The organism is Nocardia sp. NPDC004168, assembly GCF_040610355.1.
Lineage (GTDB): Bacteria > Actinomycetota > Actinomycetes > Mycobacteriales > Mycobacteriaceae > Nocardia > Nocardia sichangensis.
Genome location: NZ_JBEXME010000006.1, coordinates 271,171 through 297,708 on the forward strand (window position 1 = coordinate 271,171; position 26,538 = coordinate 297,708).

A 26,538-nucleotide genomic window follows, 5' to 3' on the forward strand; every position below is an offset into this window, starting at 1 on the left:
CTAAGGGCGGTCGGTGTCGGCCAGCGCCGCGGTGAGGACGTGGCCGATCCGTGCCAGCGCGGATTCGGAGGTCATCCGCCAGTGCGAGGCGTGCACCGCGTGGTTGTGCACGGTGCCGTCCACGGCGTCCGCCCAGCTCGCGGCGCCCGCGGCACCGGTCGGATCGTCCAGCGCGGCGGTGAAGTACACGAGGTTGCCCTTGTAGGGGCGGGGGCGGTAGCGCCGGATCAACTCCAGTGACCCGGCGCCCGCGCCGAGCACACGGTCGAGGCGGTCGGCGCCGAACGAGGCGAACGGCTCGGGCAGGTCCGCGAGCAGGCGCGCGAGCCGAGGCGGGTCGAGTTCGGCGTCCTCGTCGTCGGCCGCTTCGCCGAGCAACCCGCCGAGCAGATCGGCGACCGGCAGCGCGATGGCCGCGTGCGCGGCGACCCGCAGCGAGCTGTCCATCATGGCCAGTACCGCGACCCGCTGGCCCTGCTCCTGGAGCCGCACCGCGACCGCGTGCGCGAGTACGCCGCCGAGCGACCAGCCGAGCAGGTGATACGGGCCCTCGGGCTGCACGGCGCGGATCTCGCGCACGTAGCGGCTCGCCCAGTCGTCGATGGACTCCGGCATGGCCTCCGAGTTGAGCACCGGCGACTGGATGCCGTACACGTCGCGCTCCGGGTCCAAGTGCGCCGCGAGGCCCGCGAACGACCACGCGACGCCGCCGGCCGGGTGGAGGCAGAACAGCGGCTCCCGCGCGCCGCCGGTGCGCAGCGGAAGCACGACGTCGAACGCGGCGGTCGCGTCCACCCGGCCGCGACCGGACCGGTGCTGCTCCAGCTGGGCGATCAGGCGGGCCGGTGTCGGCGCGGCGAACAGCCACAACACGGGAATCTGTTCGCCGAGCGCGGCACTCAGCCGGACGGCCAGGCGGGTGGCCAGCAGCGAGCTGCCGCCGCGCTCGAAGAAATTGTCGTCCAGGCCGACCCGCTCGACGGCGAGTATCTCGGCGAAATCCGCGCACACGGCATGCTCCAAGTCCGTGCCGGGGGCGCGGAATTCCCGGGCCTGTGTCTCGGGTCGGGGCAAGGCGGAGCGGTCGACCTTGCCGTTCGCGGTGAGCGGCAACGTCGCCAACTGCCGCAGCACGGCGGGCACCATGTAGCTCGGCAGGATCTCGGCCAGCGCGGCGCGCAACGCGGCCGGGTCGAGCCGCTCTGCGGCGGTGAAATAGCCCGCCAGCACGGCGTTCGCGCCGTCGGTGTCGTAGGCGACGACGATCGCCTCGCCGATCTCGGGCCGCGAGCGCAGGGCATGCTCGATCTCGGCGAGTTCGATGCGGTAGCCGCGGATCTTCACCTGGAAGTCGCGCCGCTCGACGTACTCGAGGTGGCCCCCCGCGGACCAGCGCACCATGTCGCCGGTGCGGTACAGGCGAGTGCCCGCGGGTCCGAACGGGTCGGCCACGAACCGCTCCGCGGTGAGCTCGGCGCTGCCGTGATAGCCGCGGGCCAATTGCGCGCCACCGAGATACAGCTCGCCGGTCACCCCGGCGGGCACCGGGTGCAGACGGTCGTCGAGCACGTAGACCCGGTTGCCGGATTCGGGTGTGCCGATGGGCACCAGCGCTTGCCGGTCGCCCGCGGCGGTGCGGAAGCGGGTCACCGACACCGCGGCTTCGGTGGGTCCGTAAAGGTTGTCGATCCTGGCCGCGGTGAGCGCCTGGACCCGCCGCACCGTCGCGGCGGGCAACGCCTCGCCGATGACCAGCAGTCGGCGCAGCGAACGCGGCAGGCGGCGCTCGCCGGACGCTTCGGCCAGCATCGCCAGCAGCGACGGCACCAGCGTCAGCGTCGTCACCGAGGCACGGCGCACCAGGTCGAGCAGCCCCGACGGATCGCGCTGCGCGCCCCGAGGTGCGAGCACGAGCCGCGCCCCGGCCCGCGGCGCCCACCAGTACTCCCACACCGACAGGTCGAACGCGGCCGAGGTCAGCACCAGCGCCGCGTCGTCTTGGCCGAGCGCGTATTCCGACTGCATCCAATCCAGCTGGTGCGCGACGGCGGCGTGCGGCATCGCCACGCCCTTCGGCGCGCCGGTGGAACCGGAGGTGAAGATGACATACGCGGTGTTCGTTGGCGACAGCGCGGCGATCCGTTCGTCGTCGCGCACCGGACCGTCGGCCACCGTGTCGGCGACGGTCGAGATATCCAGCACCACACTGTGTTCCGACGCCGTCGCGGGCAGCATCGGCTCCCGCGCCGAAGTGAGCACCAGCCGCGGCGCTGCGGCGGCCAATACGCTCGCGGTGCGTTCCAGCGGATGCGCCGGGTCGAGCGGCACGTAGGCGCCACCGGCCGTCACCACCGCGTACATCGCGACGAGCAGGTCGACGCTGCGCGGAATAGCCAGCGCCACCAGCTTTTCCGGGCCGATGCCGCGCGCGATGAGCACCCGGGCCAGGCGATTGACCCGCGCGCCGAACTCCTGGTACGTGACCGTCGTGGCGTCGTCGACGATCGCGATGGCCTGCGGCGTCCTGGCCACCCTCGCCTCGAACGCGGCGGCCAGCGTGGCAGGCGTGCGGGCGCGCCCGGACTGGTTCCAGGTGACCAGCACGCGCTCGGTCTCCGCCGGGTCCAGCAGCGCGAGATCCCCGACCGGCAGTCGCGGGTCCGCGCACACCGCGCCCAGCAGCCGTTGCAGGCGAGTGGCGAAACCGGCCACCGTCGACTCGTCGAACAGGGCGGTGGCGTAGGTGATCGAAGCCGCCATGCCAGCCGGGGTTCCGTCGGAGCCGTAGCGATCGGTGACGATCAAATGCAGGTCGAACTGGGCGACTTCGGATTCGAAATCGGCGGCGGTGACGGTCAATCCGTCCAGCGAGAAATCGGCCTCCGCCTGGTTGTGGAAGGAGAAGCCGACCTGGAACAGCGGGTGACGAGCGGTGGAGCGCTCCGGGTTGAGCACCTCGACCAGACGCTCGAACGGCACGTCGGCGTGCGCGAAGGCCGCGACGTCGGCGGCGCGCACGCGCGCGAGCAGGTCGGTGAAGCCCTCGCCCGCGTCCACCCTGGCGCGCAGCACCAGCGTGTTGACGAACATGCCGACGACGTCGTCGAGTTCGGCGGCGCCGCGCCCGGCCACCGGGGTGCCGACCGCGATGTCCGAGGTGCCCGACAGGCGGGCGAGCAGCACCGTGAACGCCGTGTGCAACACCATGAACAGCGTGGCGCCGCAGGACCGGCCGAGATCGGCCAGCCGCGTGTGCACATCCGGGGTGATCGCGAAATCGACGTGCCTGCCGCGCGTGGAGACGACCGCGGGACGCGGGCGATCGGTGGGCAGGCTCAGCTGCGCGGGCAGCTCGGCCAGCGTCTCGGTCCAGAATCGGATCTGCCGCGCCAGCAGCGAGGCGGGATCGTCCTCCGCGCCGAGCAGTTCACGCTGCCACACGCTGAAATCGGTGTACTGCACGGGAAGCGGCGGCCGGTCCGGTGCGACGCCGCCTTTGCGTGCCGCGTAGGCGGACATGACGTCGCGCGCCAGCGGCGCCAGCGACGAGCCGTCCGCGGCGATGTGGTGCACCACCACCACGAGCACGTGTTCGGTCCCCGCCGCGTCGCCGTCGACCGGCGCGAACAACCGGGCGCGGACCGGGACGGTCTCGGCGACGTCGAAGCCGCCGCCGACGAAATCGGCCACCGCCGCGGCCAGGTCGTCGGCCGGGACGGCGATGGGCGCGAGCACCGGGGTGGTGTCCGCGACGGGCAATACGACCTGCACCGGTCCGGACGCGTGCAGCGGGTAGACGGTGCGCAGCACGTCGTGGCGAGCCACCACGTCCCCGATCGCGGCGTTCAACGCCGCCACGTCCAGCTCGCCGGTCAGGCGCACCGCCAGCGGGATGTTGTAGGCGGTGGACTGCCGATCGAGGCGGTTGAGGAACCACATGCGCTGCTGCGCGAGCGAGAGCGGCACGGGACCGGTCACCGCGCGCCGGGTGAGCGCGGGACGCGCGGACCCACCTGAGGCGTCGTCCAGCGCGCGGGCCAGCGCGGCGACGGTCGAGTGCTCGAACACCGCGCGGACGCCGACGCCGACGGAGAGCCGGTCACCGAGCCGCGCGGCCAGCTGGGTCGCGGTCAGCGAATTGCCGCCTCGGGCGAAGAAATCGTCGTCCAGGCCCACGCCGCCGTCGAGTCCGAGCACCTCCGCGACCGTGTGCGCCACCGCACGCTCGGTCTCGGTACGCGGCGCACGGAACGGAGCAGCGCGAAACTCGGGCTGCGGCAATGCTCTACGGTCCAGCTTGCCGACCGGGGTCAGGGGCAGCTCGTCGAGCGACAGCACGCGGCTCGGCACCATGTACGCGGCGAGCGAGCGCGCGGCATGAGCCAGCAGGTCGGCGGCGTCGATCGTGTGACCCGCGGCCGCGACCACGTAGGCGACCAGCGATACCGCACCCGAGGCATCGGTGTGGCCGACGGTGACGGCCGTGCGCACCGTCTCGTGCGCCGCGAGCACGGCGTCGATCTCACCGAGTTCGATGCGCAGGCCGCGCACCTTCACCTGGTGGTCGGAACGCCCGACATAGCGCAGTGCGCCGGATCCGGTCCAGCGCACCAGATCACCGGTCCGGTACAGCCGTCCGCCCGCGGGACCGTAAGGGTCGGCGACGAACCGTGCGGCCGAAAGCCCTGGTCGCGCATGGTATCCCCGGGCCAGGCCTGGACCGCGCAGGTACAGCTCGCCGGTGACGCCGACCGGCACGGGCCGCAGCCTGCCGTCCAGCACCACCGCTGACATGCCGTGGATCGGCGTGCCCAGGTCGAGCGGGTCGCCGGGCCGCAGCGCGGCGCTGATCGTCGCGATGACGGTGGTCTCGGTCGGGCCGTAGGTGTTGTGGAACGACCGGCCGGGGGCCCAGCGGCGCACCGTGTCCGGGCCGTAGGACTCGCCGCCGACGGTGAGTTGCCGTAAGCAGTCCAGCTCGGCCGGGTCGAGCGTGGGCAGGACGGCCGGGGTGAGGAACGCGTGCGTCACCCGCCGGTCACGGATGAGCGCGGTGAGTTCCGCGCCGCCGTAGACGCCAGGGGGCGCGATCACCAACGCCGCGCCCGCGGACAGAGCCAGCAGCAGTTCCAGCATGGACGCGTCGAAGCTGGGCGAGGCCACGTGCAGCACGCGCGCGTCCGCGGTGACCAGGTACCGGTCCCGCTGGGCGAGGGCCACTCCGGCGAGGCCACCGTGCGTGGCGACCACGCCCTTGGGCGTCCCGGTCGAGCCGGAGGTGTAGATCATCCAGGCCGGGTTCGCGCACCGCACGGGACGGACGAGTTCGGCGGGGTCGATCGGCGCCGTGCTGTTGCGGCGCGTCCGCGCGGCCGTGGACGGGGCGTCCAGCACCAGCCAGTCGACGGCACCGGGCAGCGCCGCGCGGCAGGTGGCGATCGTCAGGCCCAGCGCCGCACCGGAATCGGTCAGCATGTGCGCGATCCGCTCGGCCGGATAGGTCGGGTCGACCGGAACGAACGCGGCGCCGGTCTTGGCCACCGCCCACACCGCGAGCACGGAGGTGATCGAGCGCGGCGCCGCGACGGCCACCACGTCCTCCGCGCCGAGACCGTGGCCGATGAGCATGCGCGCCAGCCGCGACGACTGCTCGTCCAGCATCCGGTAGGTCAGCTGCCGTTCGCCGCCGACCAGGGCGACCGCGCCGGGGTCGAACGCGACGGCGGCGGCCATCAGTTCGGCCAGCGTGCGCGGCGGCACCGGCGCGTCGCCCCGGCGGCCGAGCAGGTCGGCGCGTTCGGCGGGGGCGAGTAGATCGGCGGCGGCGATCGGCGCGTCCGGTCGCGAGATGAGCGTGCCGAGCAGCCTGCCGAAGCGGCGCAGCAGAGCGCGCGCGGTGGCGGCGTCGAAGAGGTCTGTGGCGTAGTCCAGTTCGACCGCGAGGTGGCCGTCGGCGTCGGGCTCGGCGGCGACGGTGAATTGCAGGTCGAAACGCGCCACCTGTTCGTCGAATGCGACGGCGGTGAGTTCGAGACCGGGCACGGTGAAGGCGTCGGCGGCGGTGTTCGGGTAGCTCAGCGCCACGGTGAACAGCGGATGCCGATCCTGGGAACGCTCGACGCCGAGTTCGTCGACCACCCGATCGAACGGCACGCTCGCGTGCTCGAACGCCGTGAGATCGACGGCCCTGATCCGGGCGAGCAGGTCGGTGAAGGACTCGTCGGCGTGCACTTCGGCGCGCAGCACCACGGTGTTGACGAACATGCCGACCAGGTCGTCCAGGGCCGCCGCGCCGCGTCCGGCCACCGGGGTGCCGATCGGGACGTCGCCGGAGCCCGACAACCGGGACAGCAGGACGGCGAGAGCAGCGTGCACCACCATGAACGGCGTCGCGTCGTGGCGCAGCGCCAGTTCGCGGACCCGCGCCGCGATCCCGTCGCCGATCCTGGCCCGCACGCTGGCGCCGCGCTTGCTCGCGACGGCGAGACGCGAACGGTCGGCGGGCAGCTCCAGCTCGCCCGGCAGATCGCGCAGCGTCTCGGCCCAATATGAGAGCTGTTGCGCGGCAGTGTTTTCCAGCTGGGCGTCCTGCCACAGGGCATAGTCGGCGTACTGGGCGGCGAGCGCGGGCCAGACCGGTTCGGCGCCGAGGACGCGGGAGAGATAGGCCGTCAGCAGATCGCGCAGCAACGGGCCCATCGAATAACCGTCGGCCGCGATGTGGTGCACCACCGCGACCAGCACGTGGCTGGTGGCGTGCTCCCGCAGCAGCGCCGCGCGCACCGGAACGGCGGCGGTGACGTCGAAACCGGCGTCGAGGAACTCGGCGATCCGGTCGTCGGCGGCGCGACCGTCCAGCGCTTCGACCGTCAAGCGCACCGAAGCGCCGTCCGCGGGCAGGATCACCTGATGACCCGCGCCGGTCGCGTCGGCCGGATACACCGTGCGCAAGGTCTCGTGCCTGGCCACGACGTCGGCGAACGCGGCGATCATGGCGTCGGTGTTCAGCTCTCCCTCTATGCGCAGCGCGACCGGGATGTTGTGCGCGGCGGACGCCGGATCGAGCCGGCTGAGGAACCACATGCCACGCTGGACCGGCGCGAGCGGAATCCGTTCCGGTCGCGGTCCGGCGACCAAGGGCACCACCTGTTCGGTCGCGGCGGCCTCCGCGGTGAGCAGCGCGGCCAGCGCGCCTACCGTCGGCGCTTCGAACAGCAGCCGCACCGGGACGCGGCGACCGAGCCGGTCGGCCAGCCGGGCCGCGACCCGCGTGGCGCTGAGCGAGTTGCCGCCGAGGGCGAAGAAGTGGTCGTCGACGCCGATCGGCCCATCGCCCAGCACCGTTTCGAAGGCCTCGACCACTACGCGCTCGGCCAGGGTGACGGGGGCGAGATAGGCGGCGCGGTCGAAAACCGGATCCGGCAACGCTTTCCGGTCCAGTTTGCCGGAGGCGTTGAGCGGGAAGGCGTCGAGCGTGACCAGAGCCGAGGGGAGCATGTACGACGGCAGCGTGCGCGCGGCGGCGCGCAGCACCTCGGCATCCGCAGGCACCGTGCCCGGCTCGGTGGTGACGTAACCGACCAGGTGATCGTCGCCGGTGACGGTGGTGACCACCCGGGCCGCCGCCTGCGCCACCCCGGGGGCGGCCGCGAGCGCGGCCTCGATCTCGCCGAGCTCGACGCGCTGGCCGCGGAACTTCACCTGGAAGTCGGTGCGGCCCAGGTACACCAATTCGGCGGTGTTCCCTCGGGTCTCCCAGCGCACCAGGTCGCCGGTGCGGTACATCCGCAGCCCCGGCGCGCCGAACGGATCGGCCACGAACCGGTCCGCGGTGAGATCCGGCCTGCCGTGATAGCCGCGCGCGAGCTGGACGCCCGCGAGATACAGTTCGCCCGCGACGCCGGGCAGCGTCGGGCGCAGCCGCGAATCCAGCACGTAGACGCGGCTGTTCCATTCCGGATTGCCGATCGGCAGCGCGGTGCGGTCGCTCTCGCCCGTCACGTCGCGGTGGGTGATGCTCACCGCCGCTTCGGTGGGGCCGTACAGGTTGTGCACCCGTGCGGCGCTCACCGCGCCGAATGCCCGCACGGTCTCGGCGGGCAGCGCCTCGCCGATCACGAACACCGTGTGCAGCGACGCGAGTGCGGCGCCGCGCCCAGCGGCGGCGACGTGCCCGGCGAAGACGGTCAGCATCGACGGCACGAAATCGGTGACGGTGACTTGCCTTTCGGCGATCACGCCGGTGAGATAGGCCGGGTCGCGATGGCCGTCCGCAGCCGCCAGCACGAGGGTGGCGCCGACCCGCAGCGGCAGGAAGTAGCCCCACAGCGACACGTCGAACGTGGTCGCCGTCTTCTGCAGGTAGACGTCCTCGGCGGTGAGACCGTACCGCGACTGCATCCAAGTCATCTGGTTGACGATCGCGGCGTGCGACACGCTGACGCCCTTGGGTTTCCCGGTGGAGCCGCTGGTGAAGATCACGTACGCCGGGCTGCCCGGGTGGATCGGCGCGCGACGTTCGTCGGCCGCGATCGGGTCGTCGGCGTAACCGTCCAGCGCGACGGCGTCGACCAGGACGGTGGCGACGGAATCGCCGAGGTCGATCCGGTCGGCCGCCGTGGTGAGCACGGCCACGGGCGCGGCGGTGTCGAGGATGTGGGCGATGCGCCGCGCGGGGTGGTCCGGGTCGATCGGCACATACGCCCCGCCCGCCTTGAGCACCGCGTACATCGCGACCACCAGCTCCGGTGAGCGCCGGATCGCCAGCGCCACCAGCGCTTCCGGGCCGACGCCCGCCGCGATCAGGTGGCGGGCCAGCCGGTTGGCGCGCCGGTCCAGCTCGCCGTAGGTCACGGTGACGGGAGGCATCGCGCTGTCGGGCACGAACACCAGCGCGGGGTCGTCGGGCGTCGCGGCGGCCTGCGCCTCGAATTCGTCGAGCAGCAGTTCGTCGGCCAGGGCGGTGTGCGTGGAGTCGTTCCACTCGGTGACCACGCGGCGCAGTTCGCCCGCGCCGAACAGATCGATGTCGCCGACCACCTGTTCCGGGTCGGCGGTCACCGCGGCGAGCAGACGGGTGAAGCGCAAGCCGAACGTCGCCACGGTGTCGGCGTCGAACAGGTCGGTGGCGTAGGTGAAGCGCAGCGCGTCACCCGTGACGGTGAGCTGGAGGTCGAACGGCGTTGTCTCGTAATCGAAGTCGTGCTCCGCCACGGCGACGCCTGCCATGTCCAGGGTGACCGGCCCGAGGTTCTGGAAGAACAGCGCGATCTGGAACAGCGGGTGCCTGGCCTGCGAACGCGGCGGGTCGAGCAGCTCGACCAGGCGCTCGAACGGTACGTCGGCATGGGCGAAGGCGTCCAGGTCGCGCTCGCGCACCCGACGCAGCACGGCGGCGAAGGTGTCCGAGCCGGGGACCTGCGCGCGCAGCACCAGGGTATTGACGAACATGCCGACCAGCTCGTCCAGCGCCGCGTCACCGCGGCCCGCGACGGGCGCGCCGATCGCGATGTCCTCCGTGCCGGACAGCCTGGCCAGCAGGGTGGCCAGCGCGGCGTGCACGACCATGAACGGTGTGGCCTCGTAGCGCGCGGCCACCTCGGCGATGCCCGCGCCGAGCTCCTGCGGGAGAGCGACGGTCGTGCTCGCCGCCATGTGCGAGGCGACGGCGGGGCGCGGCCGGTCGGCGGGCAGGTCGAGCTGGGCGGGCAGAGCCCGCAGCGTCTCGCGCCAGTACGCGAGCTGGCGTGCGGCCACCGAGTCCGGGTCGTCCTCGGCGCCGAGCACCTCGCGCTGCCAAAGCGCGTAGTCGGCGTATTGCAAATCGAGTTCGGTCCAGACCGGGGCGGTTCGCGTCGCGCGAGCCGCGTAGGCGGCGGCGAGATCGCGGGCCAGCGGGCCCATCGAGAAGCCGTCGGCCGCGATGTGGTGCACCACCAGCGCCAGCAGGTGGTCGCGATCGGACCGGGTCACCAGGCCGACGCGCAGCGGCACTTCGGCGGTCAGGTCGAACGGGGCGGCGACGAACTCCCGCAGCGCGCCCGTCGCTTCCAGCATTCGGATGACGGGTACCTGATCGGCGTCGAGGATGCGCTGGTACCCGACGCCCTCGTGGTCGGGGTACACGGTGCGCAGCGTTTCGTGCCTGCCGACCACGTCACCGACGGCGGCGGCGAGGGTGTCCGGGTCCAGGTAGCCGGTGAGGCGGACCACCACCGCGATGTTGTGCACGGTTTCGGCGGGATCGAAGCGGTTGAGGAACCACATCCGCTGCTGCGCGGGCGAGAGCGGGATGCGCTCCGGGCGCGGCCGGGGCGCGAGCGCCGGTTTGGCGCCCGTCCCCGCGAGCCGTTCGGCCCGCGCGGCCAGCGCGGTCACGGTCGGCGCCTCGAACAGCAGGCGCACCGGGATCTCGGCGTCCAGTTCGGCGCCCAGCCGGGCGGCGACCTGGGTCGCGAGCAGCGAGTTTCCGCCGAGGGCGAAGAAATCGTCGTCCGCCCCCACGCGCTCGACGCCGAGCAGAGCCGCGACGATACCCGCGACGGTCGCCTCGGTCCGAGTGGCCGGAGCCCGGTACCCCACGGTCGCGAACTGCGGCGCGGGCAGCGCGGCGCGGTCCAGCTTGCCGGAGGCGTTGACCGGGAACCGCTCGAGCAGGACGAACGAGGTGGGCACCATATACGCGGGCAGTTCGGCGCTCAGTGCGGCCCGCACGTCCTCGATATCGATCGGGTGGCGGCCCGAGGCAACCAGGTAGGCGACCAGCTGATCGCCCAACCGCTCGTCCGAACGGACCAGCACCACGGCTTGGGCGACCGCGTCCAGCGCCGACAGCGCCGACTCGATCTCGCCCGGCTCGATGCGCAGACCGCGCAGCTTCACCTGGAAGTCCGTGCGACCGAGATACTCCAGCTCACCCTTGCCGGTCCAGGAGACGAGGTCGCCGGTGCGGTACATCCGCGCCCCGGCGGGTCCGTACGGGTTGGCCACGAACCGGTCGGCGGTCAACTCCGGGCGCGCCACGTAACCCTGGGCCAGCTGTGCACCGGCGAGGTACAGCTCCCCCGGAACGCCGACCGGGACCGGCCGCATCCGGGCGTCCAGCACCAGCAGGCGGGTGTTGGCCACCGGTCTGCCGATCGGCACGGACACCAGGTCCTGATCGGTCACCTCGTGATGGGTGACGTCGACGGCGGCCTCGGTAGGGCCGTACAGGTTGTGCACCCGCGCTCCGATCACCTCTCGCGCCCGCTGCGCGGCAACCGCGGGCAATGCCTCGCCCGATGCGAAGACGTTGCGCAGCGTAATGCACTTTTCTGTGCGCGGATCCGCCAGGAAAACCGCCAGCATGGCGGGTACGAAGTGCACCGTCGTGACGCGTTGCTCGACGATCAGGCGGGCCAGATAGCCGGGGTCGCGATGCCCATCTGGACGTGCGACCACCAAGCGAGCGCCGAAAGCCAAGGGCCAGAAAAATTCCCAGACCGAGACGTCGAAGGTGGCGGGGGTCTTCTGCAGCACCACATCGTCCGCGACCAGCGGATAGGCCGACTGCATCCAGGTGAGGCGATTCACGATCGCCGCGTGGGTGACGGCCACGCCCTTCGGGCGACCGGTCGATCCTGAGGTGAAGATCACATACGCGGTGTGGCCAGGGGCGGGCGCACCGAGCCGGTCTCCGGCGGTGAGCGGATCGGCGGAGTATCGCGTCAGGTCGAGCCGGTCGACGCGGACCTGCCGCGCCGCGCCCGCGTCCAGGTCGAGGCCCGAGGTGAGCACGCACACCGGCCGGGCGGTCGACAGCACGTACTCCAGCCGCTCGGCCGGATGGTCGGGGTCGAGGGGGACGTACGCGCCGCCCGCGAGGGTGACCGCGTAGATGCCGACCACCAGATCCAGCGACCGTCGCATGCCGAGCGCGACCGGCGCGTCCGGGCCGACGCCCTGACCGACCAGCCAGCGCGCCAGCCGCCGCGCCCGCGCGGCGAACTCGGCGTAGGACAGGGTGCGCCCATCGACCGTGACCGCAGGCGCGTCCGGGGTCCTCGCGACCTGCGTCTCGAACAACGAGATCAGCGTGGCGGCCGGGTCGACGGGGACGGCGGTGTCGTTCCAGCGGTCGAGCACCAGTGCCCGTTCCGCGTCGTCCAGGATTTCGAGGTCGCCGACCCGCACCGAGGAGTCGGCCACCGCGGCCCGCAGCACGCGCGTGAAGCGCGCCCCGAACGTCTCGACGGTGGCTTGGTCGAACAGGTCGGTGGCATACCGCAGCACGCCGCGCAGCGCGTAACCGGTCGCGGCGCGGTGTTCGGTCAGTTCCACCGCCAGGTCGAACTGCGCGACGCGGTTGTCCAGCGGATAGGCCGTCACCGTCAGGCCGGGCAGGCGCAGCACGGTGTCGTCGTGCTGTTCGAAGGTGAGCAGTGTCTGCACCAGCGGCGAATGAGACTGCGAGCGAATCGGGTTCAGCTCCTCGACCAAGCGCTCGAACGGCAGGTCGGCGTGGGCGAAGGCCCGCACGTCGATCTCCCGGACGCCGCCGAGAAAGGCGGCGAACGACGCGTCCGGCGTGATCGGCGTGCGCAGTACGAGGGTGTTGACGAACATGCCGACCAAGTCGTCCAGCGCTTGTTCGCCCCGTCCCGCGACGGGGGTGCCGATGGCGACGTCGCCGACTCCGGCCAGCCGGGCGAGCAGCGCGGCGTAGGCGGCGTGCAACACCATGAACATCGAGACGCCGTGCCGCCGGGCGAGTTCCGCGATCGAGCCGGTGAGGTCGGCGGGAATCGCGAACTCGACGGTGGCGCCGCGCCCCGAGGCCACCGCCGGGCGAGGACGGTCGGCGGGCAGTTCCAGCACCGGGGCGAGTCCGTCGAGTTCCGAGCGCCAGTAGGCGATCTGGTTCGACAGCGGCGAGTCCGGATCATCCGCGGAGCCGAGGGCCTCGCGCTGCCAGAGGGTGAAGTCCGCGTACTGCACGGGCAGCGGCGGCCACGACGGCCGCTCCCCCGCGACGCGCGCGGTATAGGCCGTCATGAGGTCGCGGGCCAGCGGCGCGGTGGAGACGCCGTCGGCGGCGATGTGATGGACCACCACGGCCAGCACATGTTCTTCGGGTGCGACGCGGAACAGGCTCGCCCGCACCGGGATACGACTGCGCAGGTCGAAGCTATCGCCGATCGACGCGAGCACCGCGTCCCGCAGGTTCGGCTCGGTCACCTCGATCGGATGCAGTGGCAGTTCGGGCACATCCGCGCCGGTGCGGACGACTTGGGCGGGGCCGTCCGCGTCGGCGGGGAAGACGGTGCGCAGCGATTCGTGCCGATCGATCACGTCGCGCACGGCCGCGCGCAATGCCGCGAGGTCCAACGCGCCGGTGAGCCGGATGGTGATCGGGATGTGATAGACCGCCGAATCCGGATCGAGTCGGTGCAGCAGCCACATGCGGGTCTGTGCCAGGGACAACGGGATCCGCTCCGGCCGTTCGCGGGGAACGAGCGCGGGCCGGGTGACGTCCGGCCGTTCCGATCCCGCCACTCGCAGCGCGAGTCCGGCCACGGTCGGCGCTTCGAACACCTCCCGCACCGTCAGCGCGCACCCGAAGGCCGCGTTGACCCGGGCGACCAGCCGCATGGCCAGCAGCGAGTTGCCGCCGCGGGCGAAGAAGTCGTCGTCCGCGCCGATCCGCTCCGCGCCGGTCAGGTCGGCGACCAGGGTGGCGAGCACCGCCTCGGTCCCCTCCCGCGGTGCGCGGAAGTCTTCCGTGGCGCCGGTGAGCTCGACAACGGGCAGCGCCGACCGATCGAGCTTGCCGACAGTGGTCAGTGGCATCTGGTCGAGCACGACGATGTGGGCGGGCACCATGTACGCGGGCAGTTGTGCCCGCGCGTCGTCGAGCACCGCATCGGGCGTCGGGTCGGCTCCGGTGACGTAACCGACCAGGCATTCCTGTCCCGCGTTGTCGCGAGCCACGAGCACCGCCGCGTTGGTCACGCCGGTCGCGGCGGCGAGGACGGCCTCGATCTCGCCCAGCTCGATCCGCTGGCCGCGCAGCTTGACCTGCAAATCGTTGCGGCCCAGATACACCAGATCGCCGTCGCGGTTCCAGCGCACCAGGTCGCCGGTCCGGTACATCATGCGGCCGGGCACGCCGAACGGATCGGCGACGAACCGCTCGGCGGTCAGTCCGGGGTGGGCGTGATAGCCGCGCGCCAGCTGGTCGCCCGCGAGATACAGCTCGCCCGTGACGCCGATCGGCACCGGGTGCAACCGGCCGTCCAGCACATAGGCCCTGGTGTTCCAGCACGGACGGCCGATGGCGACGTCCCGCCCGGATTCGGCGTCGCTGTCGGTGAATTCGTGGTAGATCGCCGAAATCGCCGCCTCGGTCGGGCCGTAGGCGTTGTGCACCGCGCCGTCGAAGCTGCCGCGCAGCGCGGCGAGCAGGTCCGGGGTGAGCGCCTCGCCTCCGCAGTGCAGATGCCGGAACGACCGCAGCGCGTCGCCCATGCCCTCGCCGATCAGCGCGGCCAGCACCGAGGGCACGTACTCCGCGATGGTGATCCGGTGTTCGCGCAGCAGATCCGCGAAGTAGGCCAAGTCCAGGTGGCCGCCGGGCCGGGCGATCACCAGCGGCGCGCCGACGGCGATCGGCAGGAAGCATTCCCACACCGACACGTCGAAGGTCAGCGGGGCCCGTTGCAGGATGCGGTCGGACGCCGTGACCTGGTAGCGGAATTCCAGCCAGCGCAGCTGGTTCATGATCGCGCGGTGGGTCACCGCGACGCCCTTCGGCCGCCCCGTGGAGCCGGAGGTGAACAGCACGTAGGCCGTGTTGTCCTGGCGCAGCGCGGTGATCCGCTCGGCGTCGGCCACCGGTCCGTCGGCGAAGTCATCGAGGTCGAGAGCGTCGAGCTCGAGCACGGGGACGCCGTCGAGCGGGCGCAGCGTCACGTCACCGGCGGTCAGCACCAACCGGGGCTCCGCGCTCGCGACGACCTGCGCCAGGCGTTCGGCCGGGTGCGCCGGATCGATCGGCAGATACGCCGCGCCCGCGCGCACGATCGCGTACATCGCCACGAGCATGTCGATCGAGCGCGCCGCGGCCAGGCCGACGATGTCCTCCGGGCCCACACCTGTCCGGATCAGCTTGCGGGCCAGACGGTTCACGCGAGAGGCGAACTCCGCGTAGGTCACAGCTTCGTTCTCATAACGCACGCCGACACGGTCGGGCGTGGCCGCGACACGGGCGGTGAGCAGGTCGTCCAGCGTCTCGGCGGGCAACGGGTGCGCGGTGGCGTTGCGATCCGACAGCAGCAGGCCGCGTTCGGCCACCGACATCAGCTCGACCGCGCCGACCCTGGTGCGGGCGTCGCGCACCATGGCGCGCAGCACGCGGTCGAAGGCGGCGAGGAACCCGGCGGCGGTCGGTTCGTCGAACAGGTCCAGCGCGTAGTGCAGGTGCACGTCGATGCCGTCGGGCGCGCCGTCGGCGGTGTAGCGGTCGGTCAGCGTCCAGTCCAGGTCGAGCTGGATCGGCGCCGCGCCGATCTCCAGCGCCGCGATGGCCAGCCGGTGCAGCCGGAACTCCGGCGCGGTCTGGTTCTGCAAGGTCAGCGCGACCTGGTACAGCGGAGCGTGCGCCTGTGAGCGAACCGGGTTCACCACCTCGACCAACTGCTCGAACGGCACCGCGGCGTGATCGAAGGCGGCCAGGTCGGCCGCGCGCACGGACGCCAGCAACTCGGCCAGAGTCGCGTCCGGGCGAACCTCGGTGCGCAGCACCAGCGTGTTGACGAACATGCCGACCAGCTCGTCCAGCGCTTCCTCGCCGCGCCCGGCGACCGGCGCGCCGATCACGACGTCCTGGCCCGCGCCGTAACGGCTCAACAGCACGGCCAGCGCGGTGTGCAGCACCATGAACGGGGTCGCCCGGTGCGCGGCGGCCAGTTCCTGGATCCGCTCGTGCAGGGCGGCGTCCAGCCGTCCGGTCAGCGCGCCGCCCCGGTTGGTGGCGACCGCGCGGCGGGGCCGGTCGGACGGGAGTGTCAGCACCTCCGGCAGCCCGGCCAGCCGGTCGGTCCAGTAAGACAGCTGGCGTGCCAGCACCGAGGCCGGGTCGTCGGCGGAACCCAGCGCGGTGCGCTGCCAGATCGCGAAGTCGGCGTACTGCACCGGCAACGCTCCCGGCGCGGGAGCCGTGTCCGCGCACCGCGCGACGTAAGCGTTGGCCAAATCCCGGGTGAGCGGCGCGAACGACCAACCGTCCGCGGCGATGTGGTGCACGACGAACAGCAGGACGTGCACCTGGTGGCTGCCTGCCGCGGCGTCGTCCTCCACGCGCAGCAGGCGCACGCGCAGCGGGACCTCGGCGGTCACGTCGAACCCGGCTCGCGCGGCGGCGGCGGCGAGTTCGGGCACCTGCGGCGCGGGAACCGGCCGTGCGACCAGCTCGACCAGCTTCGTCCCCGCGGGCAGCACCAGCTGCGTCGCACCGCCGTCCTGCTCGGGATAGATCGTGCGCAAGGTTTCGTGCCGGGCGATCACGTCGGCGATCGCCGCCTCGAGGGCGGGCACGTTCAGCGCTCCGGTGAGGCGCAGCGCGAACGGGATGTTGTACGCGCCGCTGGTGGTGTCGAACCGGTTCAGGAACCACATGCGCTGCTGGGCGATCGACAGCGGGATCGACCGGCCGCGCTCCTGCGGCGTGAGCGGCGGCAGCGCGACGGGCCCGATCTCGGCCGGAGCGTCGACGGTGATCCGCCGCGCCAGCTCCCGCACCGTGGGCGCGTCGAAGATCGTGCGCACCGCCACTTCCCCGCCGGTGGCTTTGCCAAGCCGCGCGGCGAGCTGGGTGGCGCTGAGCGAATTGCCGCCCAGGGCGAAGAAATCGTCCTCGGCGCCGACCTCGTTCACCCCGAGCAGAGCCGAGAATGTCTCGGCGACGAGTTCTTCCGCCGCACCGCTCGGCGCCTCGAACACCACGCCGGCGATCACGGGCGCGGGCAGGGCCGATCGGTCCAGCTTCCCGGACGCGTTCACCGGGAACCGGTCCAGCACCACGAACGCCTGCGGCACCATGTAGCCCGGAAGCCGTTGGGCCACCGCGTCACGCACCGCCGCGATCTCGACCGGTCCGTCCGTCACCAAGAAGGCGACCAGGCGCTCGCCCACGCCGCGATCGTCCCGGACCAGCACGGCGGCCTGGGTCACGGCGGGCGTCGCGAGCAGCACCGACTCGATCTCGCCGAGTTCGACGCGCAAGCCGCGGATCTTGACCTGGAAGTCCGTGCGGCCGAGGAACTCCAGCTCTCCCGAAGCGTTCCACCGCACCGAGTCGCCGGTGCGGTACATCCGTTCACCGGGCGGGCCGAACGGGTCGGCGACGAACCGGTCGCCGGTGCGGCCGGGGCGGTCCAGATAGCCGCGCGCCAGTTGCACGCCCGCGAGATACAACTCCCCCGGCACACCCGCAGGCACCGGGCGCAGTCGCGCGTCGAGCACATACGTTCTGGTGTTCCAGATCGGTTCGCCCATCGGCACGGTCTCGAAATCGGTGTCGCGCACCTCGTGAAAGGTCACCTCCACCGCGGCCTCCGTGGGGCCGTAGCCGTTGTGCACCCGCGCGCCGGTGAGTTCGCGCATCCGCTGGGCCACGCCGACGGGTAGCGCCTCGCCGGAGCAGAACACCTCACGCAGCGACGGCACGTCGAACTCGCCCGCGACGAAGACGGCCAGCATGGACGGCACGAAGTGCGCCGCGGTGACGCCCTCGGCGCGGATGAGGCGGGCCAGATACGCCGGGTCGCGATGCCCGTCCGGCCGCGCCAGCACCATGCGCGCGCCGACCTGCAACGGCCAGAAGAACTCCGGCACCGAGACGTCGAAGGTGGCGGGCGTCTTCTGCAACAGCACATCGCCCGGCCCGAGCGCGGCGTACGCGGATTGCATCCAGCACAACCGGTTCACGATGCCGCGGTGGCTCATCGCGACACCCTTCGGCTTGCCCGTGGAGCCCGAGGTGAACAGCACGTAGGCGGTGTTCGCCGGGCGCAGCGGAGCGCGCCGGTCGGCGTCGGTGAGCGGGGTGTCCGGGTAACCGGACAGGTCCAGCCGGTCGATCCGCGTCTCGGGCACGCCGCAGCTCAGGTCCGCGCCTGCGGTCAGTACGCACACCGGCGCGGCGGTGGCCAGGATGTGGGCGGTGCGTTCGGCGGGGTGGTCGGGATCGAGTGGCACGAATCCGCCGCCCGCGACGGTGACCGCGTACATGCCCACCACCAGGTCGAGGGATCGGCGCATACCGAGCGCAACCAGCGTTTCCGGGCCGACACCCTGTGCTACGAGCCACCGCGCCAGCCGGTTGACCCGCCCGGCGAATTCCGAATAAGTAAGCGTCGCGGAGCGACTCGTTGGGGGGTGGTGGTCGGGTGACGGGTGGGCCAGCGTCGCGGAGCTACCCGCCGAGGGGTGGCCGGGTGACGGGTGGGCCAGGGCCGCAGAGCTACCCGCCGAGGAGTCGTGGCCGGGCAATAGCTGAGGCAGGACAGCGGAGCCACCCGCTGAGAGGTCCTGGTCGGGTGACGGGTGGGCCAGCGTCGCGGAGCGACTCGTTGAGGGATGGTGGTCGGGTGACGGGTGGGCCGGCGCCGCAGAGCCAGCCGCTGAGGAGCTGTGGTCCGGCGACGGGTAGGCCCGCGTCGTCTCCTCGAAGGTGACCGCGGGCGCGTCCGGTGTGCGTTCGACTTGCGCGGCGAACAGGGAGGCGAGCGTGTCGGATTCGGGGAACGGGCGGTCGGTGGCATTCCACACCCGCAACACCCGTGTGCGTTCGGCGTCCGAAAGCAGTTCGACGTCACCGATTCGCGCACCGGCGTCGACCGCGACGGCGGCGAGCATCCGCTGGAAGCGGTCGGCGAACGACTCGACGGTCGCGGCGTCGAACAAATCGGTCGCGTAGCGCAGGGCGCCCGACAGTCCCACCGAATCCGCGCGCTCCGCCACCACCAAGTGCAGGTCGAATTTCGCTCCGTTGTCGGGGATCTCGACCGGGTGCACCGACAGCCACGGCACCTCCATGGCTTTCCCGCCGAATGCGGGCGTCGCGGTCTCGAAGCTGAACATCACCTGGAACAGCGGATGCGCGCCCGCGGAGCGATCCACCGCCATGACGTCCACCAGGCGCTCGAATGGCAGGTCGGCGTTGGCGAACGCGGCCAGATCGGCCTCGCGCACCTCGCTCAGCAGCGCGGCGAACGAGGCGTCGGCGGCTACTCGGGTGCGCAACGCCAGGGTGTTGACGAACATGCCGACGAGTGCGTCCAGCGCCCGCTCCCCGCGTCCGCCGACGGGCGAGCCGATCACGATGTCGGCGCTGCCGCTCAAGCGGGCCAGGGTGGCGGCGAAGGCCGCGTGCAGCGTCATGAACAACGTCGCGCCGCCGCGCCGGGCCAGCGCGCGCAAGCCAGCGACGACCTCGGGCTCGATCACGAAATCGACGCCCGCTCCCTCGTGCGAGGGGATCGCGGGCCGTGGATGATCGACCGGGAGGGGCAGTTGCGCCGGCGCGCCGGTCAGCACGTCGCGCCAGAAGCGCAGCTGCTGGTAGGCGAGATCACCGGGGACGTCCTCGGCGCCGAGCAGGTCCCGATGCCAGAGGCTGTAGTCGGCGTACTGCACCGCCAGCGGCTCCCAGTCCGGCCGCCGCCCGGTCAGGCGCGCGAGGTAGGCCCCGACCAGGTCGGTGACCAGCGGGACCATCGACAAGGCGTCGGCGGCGATGTGGTGCACGACGAACACCAGCACGTATTCGTCGCCGGTGACGCCGCGCGCCTCGTCGACCCGCTCCACCGCGAGCAGCGCGACCCGGCACGGCAACTCGGCGGTCACGTCGAACCCGGCGCCGACGATGCCTGCCACGGCATCCTCCAGTGCGGAGCGGTCGATCGGCACCGGATGCAGGCTCAGGCCGATGTCGGTGGCGTCGCGAACGGATTGGCAGGGGCCGTCGTCGGTTTCGGGGAAGGTGGTGCGCAGCGTCTCGTGCCGGGCGAGCACGTCGAGTACGGCGCGCTCCAGCGCCGTCACGTCGAGGCGGCCGGTCAGCCGCAGCACGATCGGCAGGTTGTAGACGCTGTCGGCGCCGTCCTGGCTCTCGACGCGGTTGAGGAACCACAGGCGCTGCTGCGCGGGCGAGAGCGGCACCCGCTCGGGCCGTGGACGGCGGACCAGCGGGAGTCGCGGCGCCCCTGGGGCGCCGAGCCGCTCGACGGCGGCGGCGAAGCCCTCCACCGTGGGCGCGTCGAACAGCGCGCGCACCGGAACGCGTACTCCCATCGCCTCACCCGCGCGGGCGCTGACCTGGGTGGCGTCCAGCGAGCTGCCGCCGAGAGCGAAGAAATCGTCGTCCAGCCCGGCCCGCTCGACCCGCAGCACCTCCGCGACCACCGCGGCGACCAGACGTTGCGCGGCGCTCACCGGCGGACGGAAGCGCTCGGCTGCGAGCACCGGGATCGGCAGGGCGGCGCGATCGAGCTTGCCGCTGGTGTTGCGGGGGAATTCGTTCAGCTCGACCACTGCGGTCGGCACCAGGTAGCTGGGAAGACGCTGAGCGACAGACGATTTCACCGCGTCGAGATCGAGCGTCGCGCCGGGCGCTGCGATCACGTAGCCCGCCAGGAACTCCCCCGCCGGTCCGGTGACCAGCCGCGCCGCGGCCTGGCCGACCCCGGCCGCCGCCAGCAGCGCTGTCTCGATTTCGGCGAGTTCGACGCGCCGGCCGCGGAACTTCACCTGGAAGTCGCTGCGGCCCAGATAGATCAGCTCGCCGTCGCGGCTCCAGCGCACCAGGTCGCCGGTGCGGTACATGCGGGCGCCCGGCGCACCGAAGGGATTGGCGACGAAACGATCGGCGGTGAGGTCGACGCGGCCGTGGTAGCCGCGCGCCAGCTGCGCTCCCGCCAGGTACAGCTCGCCCCGCACGCCGATCGGCGCGGGCCGCATCCGTCCGTCCAACACGTAGACCTGCGAGTTCCACTCCGGCTCGCCGATCGGCACTTGCGGCGAGTTCACCTCGGTGACCTCGCGGTTGGTGATGGACACCGCCGCCTCGGTGGGGCCGTAGAGGTTGTGCAGGCCCGCGTCGCACACCTGCCGGAAGGCGGCGACGGTCTCCGGCGGCAGCGCCTCGCCGATGACGAACACGTCGCGCAGCGAGTCGAGTTCGCCCGGCGCGGCGTGCGCGGCGAACACCGCGAGCATCGATGGCACGAAGTCGGTGAGCGTGACGCCGTGGCGTGCGACGGTCTCGGCGAGATAGCGCGGATCGCGATGTCCGTCCGGTGCGGCCAGCAGCACGGTCGCGCCCGCTCGTAGCGGTAGGAAGTAGCCCCACAGCGAGACGTCGAAGGTGCTCGCGGTCTTCTGCAAGTAGACATCGCCGGTGCGCGGACGGTACTCCGCGTGCATCCAGGCCAGCTGGTTGGCGATGGCCTGATGACTGACCGCCACGCCCTTCGGCTTTCCGGTGGACCCGGAAGTGAAGATCACGTATGCGGGATGCTGCGGGTGCAGCGCGCCGTGGCGTTCGCGGTCGCCGATCTTGCCGGAGGGATAGGCGGAGAGATCGAGTTCATCCAGGCGATACACCGGAACGGAAACCTGCGCGGCCGCGTCGAAACCGCTATCGCTCGTGGTCAGGATGGCATGCGGACGCGCGGTGTCGAGGATGTGGCCGATGCGTTCGGCGGGATGTCCTGGGTCCACCGGGACGTACGCGCCGCCCGCCCGCGCCACCGCGTACATGGCGACGACCAGTTCCACCGAGCGCGGCAGGGCCAGCACGACCAGCGCTTCCGGACCGACGCCGAGCCCGATCAGCATCCTCGCCAGCCGATCGGCGCGGTCGGACAGCTCGGCGTAGGTCAGCCGCTCGCCGTCGGTGACCACCGCGACGGCATCCGGGGTACGGCGCACCTGCGCGTCGAAACCCTCGTGCAGGAACCGATCGGGCACTCGGTGCCCGCTGGCGTTCCAGCTCGCGGTGACATAGTCCAGCTCGCCCGCGTCGAGCAGCGGGAGATCCCTGACCGGTGCGTCCGGGTCGTCCACCGCCGCACGCAACAGCCGGACGAACTTCGCGGCGAACTTCCGCACCGTCGCGGCGTCGAACAGGTCGGTGGCGTAGGTGAATTCGGCGCGGTAGCTGTCGGCGGCTTCGGACACCGTGAGCTGGAGGTCGAACTTCGCGAAACCGGAGTCGAAGTCGACCTGCTCGGTGTCGAGACCGGGCATGGTCAGCGCGATCGGCCCGACGTTCTGCATGAACAGCGCGACCTGGAACAGCGGATGCCTGGCGGCCGAACGCGGCGGGTTCAGCGCCTCCACCAACTGCTCGAACGGGATGTCGGCGTGCGCGAAGGCGCGCAGGTCGCGGTCGGCGGCGTGCGCCACCAAGTCGGCGAAACCGCGCGCGGCGTCCACTTCGGTGCGCAGCACGAGGGTGTTGACGAACATGCCGACCAGGTCGTCGAGTACGGCCTCGCCCCGGCCCGCGACCGGTGTGCCGATAGCGATGTCCGCGGTGCCGGACAACCGGGCCAGCAGGGCGGCCAGCGCCGCGTGCAGCACCATGAACGGCGTCGCGCGAACGCGCGCGGCGATCGCCTCGACGGCGGAGCGCAGCGCGGCGTCGACGGCGAACTCGTAGGTGGCGCCCTGGTACGAGGGCGCGGCCGGACGCGGCCGATCGGCGGGCAGATCCAATTGCGCGGGCAGCTCGGCCAATTCGGCGCGCCAGAAGGCGAGCTGGCGCGCCGCCACGGAATCCGCGTCGGTATCCGCACCGAGGACCCGTTGCTGCCACAGCGCGTAGTCCGCGTACTGCACGGCCAGCGGAGCCCACTCCGGCCCGCGGCCGTCGCGCCGCGCGGCATAGGCCGTGGCCAGGTCACGCATCAGGGGCACGAGCGAGACGCCGTCGGCCGCGATGTGGTGGACGACGAGCACGAGCGTGTGGTCCTCGGGTTCGCAGCGCAGCAGGCGCACCCGCACCGGGATCTCCTCCGCCACGTCGAAGCCCTGGCTCGCCGCCCGGCGGATCGCCGCGGCCAACCGCTCCCGCGGCACTTCGGCGGGCGTCAGGTCGAACACCGCGTGTACGCGTCGCACCGATTGCGCAGGCCCGTCGGCGGTCTGCGGATACACGGTGCGCAGCACTTCGTGCCTGGCCACCAGATCGGTGATCGCCGCCGACAGCGCGGCGACGTCCAGCGGGCCGCGCAGGCGCAGCGCCACCGGGATGTTGTCCACGGCGGCGGCGCCCAGCTCGCGGGCCTGATCGGCGTCGGCGCCGAACCGGTTGAGGAACCACATGCGCCGCTGCGCGGGCGAGAGCGGAACATGCTCCGGGCGCGGACCGGCCACCAGCGGCGGACGCGCCGCGGCCGGATGCGCCGACGCGACCACCGCGGCCACGGTGGGACGATCGAAGAAATCGCGCACGTCCACGGTCGCGCCGATGGCCGCGCCGATCCGGGCGATGGCTCGGGTGGCGAGCAGCGAATTGCCGCCCAGCGCGAAGAAGTCGTCGTCCGCGCCCACGCGCGGCACGTCCAGCAGTTCGGCGAAAATCGCGGCGACCGCCGTCTCCGCCTCGGTCTCCGGCGCCCGATAAGCCGTTGTCCCGGAATCGAATTTCGGCTCAGGAAGCGCTCTGCGGTCCAGCTTGCCGTTGGCGTTCAACGGCATCGCCGCCAGCGCGACGAGCAGCGTCGGCACCATGTACTCGGGCAGCTCGCGGCGGACGGAGTCCAGTACCTCGGCGGTCTCGACAGCGTCGCCGACCACGTAGCCGACCAGTTGATCGCCGCTCGTGTGCCGGTGCAGCACCACCGCGGCCTGGGTGACGCGCGGGTGGCGCAGCAGCGCCGCCTCGACTTCGCCGAGTTCGATCCGCAGGCCCCGCAACTTCACCTGGAAGTCCGTGCGGCCCAGATACTCCAGCTCCTCCGGCCCGCCCTCCACCCCGGGCGCCCAGCGCACCAGGTCGCCGGTGCGGTACATCCGCTCCCCGGCCGGTCCCTCGGGGTTCGCCACGAATCGCTCGGCGGTCAGCCCTGGCCGGGCGACATAACCGCGGGCCAATTGCACGCCTGCCAGGTACAGCTCGCCGACGACGCCGCGCGCCACCGGACGCAGGCTGTCGTCGAGCACCAGCAACTCGGTGTCGTCGGCGGCGACGCCGATCGGCACGCCCGCCACGTCCGCGCCGGTCACCTCGTGCGCGGTCACGTCGACCGCCGCCTCGGTGGGCCCGTACAGGTTGTGCAGCGTCGCCCCGCAGACGTCGCGGAAGGCCGCGGCGGTGGCGGCCGCAAGCGCCTCACCCGAGGCGAAGACCAGCCGCAGCGAGTCCACCGCGACCGACTCGGCGACGAAGACCGCGAGCATGGACGGCACGAAATGCGCCACCGTGACTCCGCGTTCGGCGATCACACGCGCCAAGTACGCCGGATCCCGATGACCGTCCGGCTCCGCGACGACCAGCCGGGCGCCGACCTGCAACGGCCAGAAGAACTCCCACACCGACACGTCGAAGGTGAACGGCGTCTTCTGCAACACCACGTCGTCGGCGCGCAGCCGGTACAACCGTTGCCGCCACCGCAGATTCGCCACGATCGCGCGGTGCGACACGGCGACGCCCTTCGGCCTGCCGGTCGAGCCGGACGTGAAGATCACGTAGGCGAGGTCGTCGGCCGACCGGGCGACCGCGGGCGCTTCCGGCGTGGGCGAGCCGGCGAATTCGTCGATCCGCAGCGTCGCGACCGCACCGCCGAAGTCGGGCTCGTCGCGCGTGGTGGTCAGCACGAGCACCGGCTCGGCGACCGCGAGCACGTAGCCGATGCGGTCGGCCGGATGGTCCGGGTCGATCGGCAGGTACGCGCCGCCCGCCCGCAGGATCGCGTACATGCCGACCAGCAGGTCGATCGAGCGCCGCACGGCCAAGCCCACCAGCGAGTCCCGCCGCACGCCGAGTTCGACCAGGTGGTGGGCCAGCGCGTTGACCCGGCCGTCGAATTCGGCGTAGGTGAGGGTGATTCCCGCGTATTCGACGGCGATCGCGTCCGGAGTCCGCCGCACCTGCTCCTCGAACAGGCTCACCAATGTCTCGACCGGCGCGGTGGTGGTCGCCGGAAGATCCGGCGCGGCCGCGAGCGCGTCGTCGAGCAGTGCGTCCAGCACCGCGCCGAGCGCGCCGTCACCTGATTCCAGCAGCGCGGGCAGTCGACCGGAGACCACCACCGGAACCAGCGCCTCCGCGCCCACCCCCGCGCCCATGGCTTCGGACAGGGCCGCGAGTTCGTCGGCCAGCGCCGCGTAGGTGACGGTGAGCTCTTCGTGCCGCAACGCCACGCGCTGCGGGTCCAGCCCGGCAACAGTCGCGATGAGACCGGGCAGGTCGTCGATGCCGTAGCCGCGGCGCACGGCGTCTGCGTGGGTCATCAGCGGTTTCCTTCCGAATCGAGGGCCGCCGCCGAGTCGGCGAGCAGCGCCTCGGCGGTGGCGGGCAGGGTCCGCAGCAAGGCCGCCAGACCGCTGCCGCCGAGTGCGGCGAGCAGGCCGGGAACCAACCCGGCGAGCGAGACATGGATCAGGGCTTCGGGTTTGGCCGCCGGGCCCATCGCCTTCGCGACGGACGCGAGCTTCGCGTCGAGCTCGCCGAAGGAGACCAGCCGATCGCCGTGCTCGAACGCGGTGGCGGCGGGGACGGCCCGTGCCGCCCGGGCGATCAGCGCGGGCAGGTCCGCCACCGACGCGGTGGGCCGGGGCAGCCGTTCGGCCGCGGAACGGATGTCGATCGCGCGAAGGGCTACCGCCGGATCCGCGGCCACCGCCTCCAGCACCCGCAGCAAGCGGTCACCGAACGCGTGCGCCGTCGGTTCGTCGAACAGGTCGGTCGCGTAGCCGACGCGCAGCTCCATACCGGCGCGCGCACCGTCGGCGGCGAACTGCTCCAGCACGGTCACCTGGAGGTCGAACTTCGCCTCCGCCGACGTCAGGTCGATCGCCTCGACCGCGAGGCCGGGCAGTTCCACCTCCGCCCGCGGCAGGTTCTGGAAGGTGAGCAGTACTTGGCACAGCGGTGCGTACGAGCCGGAACGGGTGACGCCCAGCGCCTCGACCACCTGATCGAACGGGACGTCGGCGTGCGAGAACGCCGCCAGATCCCGCCGGGTGACCTGGCGCAGCAGCTCGCCGAAACTCGCACGGGGATCGACCTCGGTGCGCAACGCCACGGTGTTGACGAACATGCCGACCAGCTCATCCAGCTCGCGGACACCGCGTCCGGCGACCGGCACGCCGACCGTGACGTCCGCCGCGCCGGACAGTTTCGCCAGCAGCACCGCGAGCGCGCTGTGCACCAGGGTGAACAGTGTGCCGCCGTGTTCGCGGGCCAGTCGCTCCAGGCGTACGGTGCGCTCGGCGTCGATCTCCCGGGTAACGCTTGCCCCCTGCATGCTTCGCCTGGCCGGTCGCGGT

At 72.1% G+C, this 26,538-nt stretch carries 2 protein-coding genes (1 of these 2 only partly in view); both read right to left on the reverse strand.

The window, feature by feature from the left end; all coding sequences use genetic code 11:
* Nucleotides 1-25,500, reverse strand: a complete 25,500-nt coding sequence (locus ABZW96_RS15055; RefSeq protein WP_355074842.1) for a non-ribosomal peptide synthase/polyketide synthase — start codon at nucleotides 25,498-25,500, stop codon at nucleotides 1-3.
* Nucleotides 25,500-26,538, reverse strand: the end of a protein-coding gene (locus tag ABZW96_RS15060; protein ID WP_355074844.1) for a non-ribosomal peptide synthase/polyketide synthase. 16,751 nt of this gene lie beyond the right edge of the window; the window shows 1,039 of its 17,790 coding nt (coding positions 16,752-17,790); its start codon lies beyond the right edge, outside the window; it ends in the stop codon at nucleotides 25,500-25,502. The genes ABZW96_RS15055 and ABZW96_RS15060 overlap by 1 nt, the downstream gene beginning before the upstream one ends.

What these genes read in the sequence shown, in the direction of transcription:
- ABZW96_RS15055 (WP_355074842.1), bottom strand. Translation starts at nt 25,500, where the DNA reads ATGACCCACGCAGACGCCGTGCGCCGCGGCTACGGCATCGACGACCTG.